The sequence below is a fragment of the Ezakiella sp. genome (assembly GCF_034180565.1).
In the GTDB taxonomy this organism is placed as follows: Bacteria; Bacillota; Clostridia; order Tissierellales; family Peptoniphilaceae; genus Ezakiella.
The window spans coordinates 1-8,770 of record NZ_JAXFOB010000023.1 but is presented as its reverse complement, the minus strand read 5'-3'; the positions used below and the strand labels follow the sequence as shown (position 1 = coordinate 8,770).

The window sequence follows — 8,770 nt, the reverse complement described above, 5'->3', positions numbered from 1 at the left end:
AGCACGCCGCCAGCGTTCGTCCTGAGCCAGGATCAAACTCTCAAGTAAAAGTTTGAGCCAAGCTCTTATTATTTGCTTTTTTATAGTGGTTTTTGCTTCCACTTTTGAATTAACTTTGTAGTTAGATTCTTGTCTACTTTTTACATTATTTCATTATTTAGGTTCTTGCTCCTCTTTTGAGGTGCACTATATAGTATAACACACTATATTTTATTTGTCAAGCCTTTTTAAGAACTTTTTTAAAAAATATTTTAATTTTATTTTTTCAGCCCTCAATTGACCTAACTTTTATATCTTAGCATAAATAAAATATAGTGTCAAGGGTTTATTAGCATTTTTTAAAATATTTTATTTTTTATAATATCTTGATATAATATTTAAAAAAAGAGCCTCATAAAGAGACTCTTTTACTCGCTATTTAGCAACAACAGTTACCGATCTTTCTTTTTTATTCCATTCGATGTCTTGTTTCATTTCATCGTCAATATTGCCATTCGTTAAATTAAATACTTTTGAAACATTTGTAAGGCTTACAAAGATTCTTCCGTTTTTATTAATCGGTTTCGAATCCATAGTAATTTCCTTACCATCTGACAATTTTATTTTGTCACCATCGATTTGAATTGATGCAACAATTCCATCTTTTGTGAATGATGCAGTTCTGGTTTCTTTTTCGTATTTAACTTCAGCACCTATAGCTTCAGCTAAATATCTTAACGGTAACATTGTTCTGTCATTTTGAATGAACGGTGCAACATCAATTTGCACTGTTTCTTCTTTACCGTCAACTGTCTTTACATATTCACTCTTGTCAATGAAGAATTTAAAAGTTGCTTTTACTTCATTATTTTCTTCCTTGACATTTTCTTTCTTTTCTTCTTTGTTTTCTTTAACTTCCGGATTTGCTTTTTTTACAAAAACTATATCCCCATTTTCAAACTTTGTGTCTTTTGCAAGTTCTATAATTACAATAGGTTTAATAAGAACTGTGTTTTCAGGAAGTTTTGTTATTTCAACTTCGTATCCGCCGTCGACTGCTTTTAATGTGTAGTCTCCTGCAGGAAGCTCTTGTTTATTGTATTTTGGAGTTGACGAAGACATTGCATCTACTTTAATATCATTGTATTGCTCATCAGTTACGTAGTTTATCTTGAAATAAACTTTTTTATCTTCACCTGATTTTTTCAAATCTTTTAAGCTTGTTTTTATTGTAAATTTGTTATCTTTTAAACTTACATATTTTTTCTTATTATGCGGATTTTCAGTATCTCTTTCGCCCGCAACTTCAAAATCTACAAGTGCTTTTCTTGTAAAATCTCTAAAGAGCCCTTGTTTTTTGCCATTTACTTTTTTAAATGGAATTTTTTTAATTTCTTCAAGCTTTGCATCATCAATATCTTTGTCTTCCAAAAGTTCCTTCGCTCTTTTAATTGCAGCTTTTATTTCATCTTTTACTTTTTCGTCTTCGTACTTTATTGCAGGGTTGTCAATAACGCTTTCATCAATAGTGTCAAGATAGGCTTTTAATTCTTCTTTTGCCAATTTTATTTGTTCTTCTTTAGTCAATTCTTTTTCAGCAGCTTCAACAACTTCTGTTTTCTTGTCTGCTTTTGCTTCTTCTTTTGCAACTGTGCCTTGAACTGATGCGAAAACCATCGAGAGTCCCAACATACATGAAACAAATCCTACAGCGAGCTTCCTCATTCCATATCTTGCATTTTTATTATTTCTATCCATATACTTTCCTCCTGAATAAATAATTTAAATATGCATCGGAGTTTCTACTTTTTTATATTATAAAAAAGCTGTATCAAATCCGAGTCATTATTTATCTGTATTATATCATATTTTTATATTTTTCTTTCATAAAATTGTTCTTTTTTTTGAAAAAAATATAAATAAAAGCTTTCCTTTCGAAAAGCTTTTATTTTAATATACAGTATTTATACAGTTTTATCTGTTATTTAGATCTACTGCTTCATTATATTTTCTGATTGTGCTTTTATGAAAAAACAGAGATGCAAATGCGACAAAGAAATTTATGAAATACTTTAAAATTTCAGTAACAACAAGTACAACTATAAAAATTAATAACGTTTTTGTGATACTTCTTGAACTATCAACTTTAAGGTTGCCGAACATGCCCTTCTTTACAGTGCCCTTTCTATGGTCCATAAAGAGACTTGCCGCTCCTGCAAATTTTACAGTTCCATATGGATTAAAAAGCCAAAGCATCTCCCCTTTGTATCTTTTGTAATCTGCATACCATGAATAGGTGTAATTTGAAATCAAGAAATAAATAATCATACCTATGCCTTTATCGAAGTCACCTTTCCATATAAACAAAGTGTAGAGCATTGAAATTATTAAATAAGAATTTATATAAAATCCAATTCCCACTTTCGGAGTGCCGAAGTACGACGGATTGTCATACGGGTCTTCCGATTTCTTTTCATTGTTTTTCGGTGTCGGTCCATTTGTCGGTTTCTTGTTTTCACTTGGTTTTATATCGCCTTTTATTATCCAAGCTCTCTTATTGTCGCTGTTTTTTCCCACATTTGGATTTGGACTTCCTTTTTGAGGAGGTTTGACATAATCGTCATGCGCATTATTTTTTGTTGCTGTTGGCGGCTTCACATAGTCATCGCTATTTAAATGCGGTTTTACAGCCTCTTCTCTTTTCGGAGTAGGTTTCACATAATCGTCGTTGTTTGAGGCCGGTTTCACATAGTCATTGTCTTTTGAAGGCGGCTTTACATAATCGTCACTCATTATCTCTTCCTCATTTTCATCAAATCTTCGGCTTCAATCGTGTTAAGATCGTCCGTATTCGTTTGTGCAACTCTTTGGCTCATAATTCTTATGAGCTTTTCATTTAAATTTCTTATCCATCTGCCGTTCGAATTGTCATTTGACATCGCATAATTTTCTGCAACAACATCTCTGTATAAATCCTTGTCGACGACATATCCGAACTTTTCCAAATATAAAAGTCCGATATTTACAATTTCATCAATCGAATAATCTTCAAATGTGAATTTGTTCGGAATTCTCGACTCAAGTCCCGAATTCATCTTTAAGAACTCAGCCATTTCTCTGTTGTATCCCGCAAGAATTATAACAATATTGTCCCTGTTGTCCTCCATAAATTTCAGAATTTCGTCAATTGCTTCATTCCCAAAGTCATTTGCTCCGCCTTGACACAAGCTGTATGCTTCGTCTATGAAAAGCACTCCGCCCAATGCGGATTTAAGAACTTGTCTGGTTTTTATGGCAGTTTGTCCGACATATCCGGCGACAAGATCGCTTCTTGAGACCTCTATAAATTTGTTGTCCTTAATAATTGATTTTTGGTACAAAATGTCCCCGAGAATTCTTGCGACCGTTGTTTTTCCGGTTCCCGGATTTCCAAGAAACAGCGAATGCAGTGAAAAGCTTTGATTTGCTTGACCTTGGTCACGTCTTTTTTTATTGAGCTCTGCAATCGAGATAAACTCGGATACTTGGCTCTTAACTTGCTCTATTCCTATAAGCTTGTTGAGTTTTTCATATGCATCTTCGTCTTTGCCGTCATAGTTTTGATATTTTCCAATATCAAACACTTCGTCGATGTCCGAATTTTTTATAGTTGCCATATCGTCAGAATTTTCTTCAACAACTCTCTTTGCAAAAACCTTCAAAAGCTTTTCGTTGAAATTTCTTATCCATCTTGCATTTGACTTGTCAATCGACATCTCATATGCATCTTTTACACTCTTTTTATAGTATTCCTCATCTTCGAGAACATATTGTTTATCCTTTAAAATATTTTCTCCAATTTGAACAATCTCATCTCCGGTGTAGTCCTCAAAGACAAATTTGTTTGCAACTCTTGACTTTAGTCCCGGATTCGTTTCAAGGAACTGCTCCATTTCTTTTGTGTAACCGGCAAAAATTATCATAATTTCATTTCTGTGGTCTTCCATATATTTTAGAATTGTGTTTATTGCTTCCTGTCCGAAGTTGACCGAGGAGTCGCCCTTGTTTAAAGTGTATGCTTCGTCTATAAATAAAATTCCGCCCTTTGCTTTTTCCAAAAGCTCATATGTTTGCTCCGCAGTTTTTCCGACGTATGACGAGATAAGGTCCGATTCACACGCTTCCACAAAAATGAACTTTTCCTTATTGTGGAGCGCTCCGTTTTTAAACAAAATCTCTCCGATAAGCCTTGCGACAGTTGTCTTTCCCGTTCCCGGATTTCCCAAGAAAACGGAGTGAAGTGAATTTTCTTCAGGTTTGAAACCTTGCTCAACTCTCTTCTTGTTGAATTCAACCATCCTTACCATCTTATTTATTTCTTCTTTCACGGAGTGAAGCCCGATTAGTTTATCAAGTTCAGCTTGCGGATCATCTGAAACTTCAACCTCAAAATCCTCATCGAAACTGTTTTCCGATTGCTCACCGTAGTCGTTACTTTCAACTCTTTCTTGTTGGTCTTGTACCTGTTCCCAAGACTCAACCCTGATCCTTCCGCCATCTTTACATTCAATTAGAATTTGATTTAAAGCATCGGAGTTAGAGTCATTTTGATATGAAATTGAGTCAGCATAAAACATGGAATTATTTATTATTCTAAAATTCGGATCGACGACTCTGTTCACATTAAGATTCTTTGCCTTGAAAGTTGAAGTCGTGTCCAAAAATACATCAACCTTTTCCGGATTTTCTCCCTTTATATCAAGCGATTCAATTGAAATAATCTTCGAATTTGAATATCCGCTCACCCCTTCATTTACTGTTGTATAGAACAAATCGGCTGTGCTAAAATTAGTACTTAAGGATGATATTGTAGAATGATCCGAGCCGAAATAAGAATTATTGATTAGAGCTACACAGGAGCCGTAATTTCTTTGAACGGCTGTCGAGCTGCTGAATTCCATATTAGCTCGATTAAGTAAAACGCAAGGATAGTCATTTTCATTTGACCCTCCTTCTATATATGATTTCTCAATTTTAGCAACAGACTTAATCAACCAAATTGGATTTTTGTGATATTTTTTTACCGTGCTGTTGGTTATATTTAGGTCAGATAATTCACATTGAATTGAAGTGTTTAAAGTTGAATTTATTATTTCCACAGTGGAACCTACAATATAAATTCTTGAAAACATCCTGTCTTTTTCCGGGATAAAAGTGCGCTCCATAACAAGCTTCGAACTCTCTCCTACATAAATCTCCGGATAAACAGGGACATTTTCTCCATCTCTGACATTTTCTTTTTGCTCAATCATAACATTTGATAAAGTTGCGCTTGAAGAGTTCTTGACAGCAAAAATATTATTAATATTTTTCTCTCCGAACAGCACAATATTTGACATAGTTACATTCGCGCCGTTCACAACTTTAATAAAACCGGTAATTGAACTGGTGAATTGATTCTGCTGATTTATTTTCCCCTCAATAGTTATACTCTTATCTATAAAACAAGCATTTTCTCCAAGGTGAAGATTCAATCCTTCAACAAATTCTAACACATCTCCATCTTTGCATGCATTAAATGCGGCTGAAAACTGCCATTGATCGCTTCCATTCCCTATCAAATATCTAGACATAATACCTCCACACAAAATCTAATTTCTTTACAATAATTATAACATTAAACGAACTCTTTATCAATCAAAATACACATGGCTATTCACAAAATAAAAAGCAACTATACAAATAATATAGTTGCTTGAGTTATTAATCTTCATTTGTTTGAAGTTCAGAATATACCAACAGCCTCTCTTTGTCCGTCGGATACGGATGACAAGTCATAAGAACAAGTTTCGACTTATCTTCCTCTCTTGTGAATTTGCTCCAATCGTCTGGCTCAATAATCTCGGAACCGGTAACCTTATAGACCAAAACCTCGTCCTTTGTGGTTATCTTGATTTCGTCTCCGAATTCAAGCTTGTCGATATTAAGAAACGAAAGCTCCTCATTGACTCCTCCGCGGTGACCGGCTATCGCACATGTCGTGCCCGGCTTTGACGACGGAAGGTCGGTCGATTCAATAACGCCGACTCCGTCATACAGACTGCCGCTTTTCGTATTGTCAAAAACTTGAGCCAACAAATTCAACTTGTCGATTCTTAAAACAGCGATTGCTTGATCGCTTTGAATGTCATCTCTTTCTATATCATCTTCTTCAATATCATTCGAAATGAGAGTAACGTCTTCCTGAGACTCATTCTTCTCTTCATCAATCGAAATCGACTGCACAAACTGCTTCTCCGCTTCCAAAGCATCCGCACGTTTTTTATTCTCATTTTGCTTGATACTGAAAATCCAAAAAGCTGAACAAATTATTAAAAGCGCACCTAAAATTGTAAAAATTCTATTCTTCATCTAAAGATTCTTTGTTCTTTTTCTTAACGCCAATCGCCATCATAGCCGAGCCCATAAGCCCCATCATATATGCATAAAGCGACCTGTTTACACCGTCTCCGGTCTTCGGCAAGCGTTTGTTTTCATCCGCACCGTCTGAATCATTATTGCCTACGGAAGTTTTAATATTGTCCTCGACCACTTCTTCTGTTTCATCAACTTTATCTTCTTTTGACTCAACATCAGAATCTTCAGCCTTTTCTTCAACCTTTTCTTCAGACTTTTCAGATTCTTCCTCAGGAGCTTCTTCCTTTTCGCTCGGTTTTTCTTCCGTCACAGTTGTTCCTCCACCGTTCGGTTCGTTCGGTGTTTCAGGAACACTTGGTTCACCGGGAACACTCGGTTCATCCGGAACAGTTGGTTTATCAGGTGTGCTAGGCTCTTCAGGCTTATCCGGTGTGCCAGGTTCTTCTTTGCCCGGCTCATTTGGCTTGTCCGGTTCGTCAGGTCCTTCAGGCTTATCCGGTGTGTCAGGTTCTTCAGGCTTGTCAGGTTGTTCCGGAATATCACAAACATTCTTCGTTCCGACCTTAATAATTTTCTTTATCGGTTCTTCGATTACATTTGTTTCTCTATTAATTTCCTTGCTATTTTCAATGGTAATCGTGGTTTCTTTCGTTCCATTCTTACCATCTTGAACAACTTCTGTCTTTCCAGCTTCCATTTCAGGATCTTCGATGATTTCAACTTCGTAGGCAATATCATCCTTAATCTTAACTTCGCCTTCGGTCTTGGAACCATATTTAACAATTTTCTTGGTTGGTTCTTCTCTTTCAATCTTGGTTTCAAGCTTGCCAGTTTCTTTATTGAAGAAAGTTGTTATCTTAGCCTTTCCTTTTTTACCTTCTTGAGTTACTTCAGTTTTACCAGCTTCCATATTTTCATCGTAAACATATTCTGTTTCAAATGGAAGTTCAGTTCCTTCTTCAATTGGTTTTATACCAACTCTTACAACTCTATTTGTTGGATTTTCTGTTTTTTCTTCTGTAACTATTTCTTTCTTATCTTTGTCGTAATAATGTGTTATAGTTGTCTGACCATTTTTGCCTGGTGTTTTTTCTTCAATCTTACCAGCTTCAAGAGTGTCGTCATAGATATATTCTGTGTTAAATCCTTTTTCCACTTTATCTACAATTGGTTTAGTTCCAATAACCACAATTTTCTTTTGTGCTTCTACTTCATTTTTCTTTTCTGTTGTAGCTTTTCCGTCCGCTTGGCCATTCTTGATATTTTGAGAGTATTCTAGATCATAGGAACCGTTCTTACCTTCTTGTTCAACTTTAGTTTGGCCAGCTTCAAGCTCATCAGAATATCTGTATTCAACTTCAAATGGAGTTTCAATCTTTTCAGTGTGTTTTACTTCGCCAGTGAAGTCTTTCTTTCCAACTCTGATTTTTGCGTTTACAGGATCTTTTACTTTTACATCTGGCTCTCCATCGACTTTAGAATTTACAATATTCCATGTTGTTGTCTTGCTGCCTTCAGATCCAGGAACGTCAACGACATATTCGCCAGATTTTAGATTTTCATCATATTCGATTTCATATTTAAATGGAATCTTTTCTGTGTATTCATGTTTTCCTTCTGTTCCTGCTGGAATCTTGATTTTCTTATTCTTAACTTCTGTAGTAACTTCTTGAGTTATTGTAATTTCTCCTGTATCTGGATTTCTTGTTGTTTTAATGGTAATAACTCCATCATTACCTTCCTCTACTACCACAGGTTCTCCATCTTTTCTTGAATAATCAAGTTCATATTCAATGCCCTTTGTAATAGTTATAGTGTCGGAAGCTGGTTTAGATCCAATTTCAATAATTTTGCTTACTGGTGCAACTTCATCTGTTTTTGAAGTATCTGCATCTCCATCAGCTTGTCCATTTTTAATCTTTTGTGAGTAATTTAGATTATATGATCCATTTATACCTTCTCTAACAGTTTTCATTTCTCCTTCTTTTAATTCAGGATTGTATCTGTATTCAACTGTATAAGGAACTTCTACTTTTTCTGTGTGAGTTACAACTCCAGTATAGTTTTTGTCTCCAACCTTGATTACTGCATTTTTAGGATCGGTTTTCTTTAACTCTTCTTCCTTAACAACTTTTGAATCTTTAATAGTCAGTTTTGTTGTCTTTGATCCAACTTCTCCTTCAGTTACAACCTTATAGTTGTTTTCAGCATCTGGATAGTTTGTATAGAAATCTGGATCATATTCTATTGTGGTGTCAAAAGGAATTTCTTCTGTATACTCGTGGGTTCCTTGTGTACCTGAGCCTAGGAATTGAACGTTAGCTTTTTTTGTTCCAATTTCTTTTCCTTCGGCATCTACATAATGAGCTGTTACTGGAACGTTAATCATGGTACC

The 8,770-nt window shown here is 35.1% G+C and carries 5 protein-coding genes; all 5 read right to left on the bottom strand.

Annotated features, from left to right (window positions below; genetic code table 11):
- Positions 1 to 414 precede the first annotated feature (414 nt).
- Positions 415 to 1,737 carry a copper amine oxidase N-terminal domain-containing protein gene (locus SPI61_RS05345; protein WP_321137092.1) on the bottom strand — a complete coding sequence of 441 codons (1,323 nt, stop codon included), beginning with the start codon at positions 1,735 to 1,737 and terminating at the stop codon, positions 415 to 417.
- A 216-nt stretch (positions 1,738 to 1,953) separates the two neighbouring features.
- The gene (locus SPI61_RS05340; RefSeq protein WP_321137091.1) at positions 1,954 to 2,772 is read right to left on the bottom strand and encodes a hypothetical protein; all 819 of its coding nucleotides are present in this window, start codon (positions 2,770 to 2,772) and stop codon (positions 1,954 to 1,956) included.
- Positions 2,772 to 5,591, bottom strand: a complete 2,820-nt coding sequence (locus SPI61_RS05335; protein WP_321137090.1) for an AAA family ATPase — start codon at positions 5,589 to 5,591, stop codon at positions 2,772 to 2,774. Before SPI61_RS05335 ends, SPI61_RS05340 begins: the two co-directional genes overlap by 1 nt.
- 130 nt (positions 5,592 to 5,721) lie before the next feature.
- Entirely contained in the window at positions 5,722 to 6,369 is a 648-nt protein-coding gene (locus SPI61_RS05330) for a class C sortase (protein ID WP_321137089.1), read from the bottom strand.
- Positions 6,359 to 8,770: G5 domain-containing protein (locus tag SPI61_RS05325; protein ID WP_321137088.1), on the bottom strand; the 2,412-nt coding region annotated here is incomplete at its 5' end. The genes SPI61_RS05325 and SPI61_RS05330, both read right to left, overlap by 11 nt.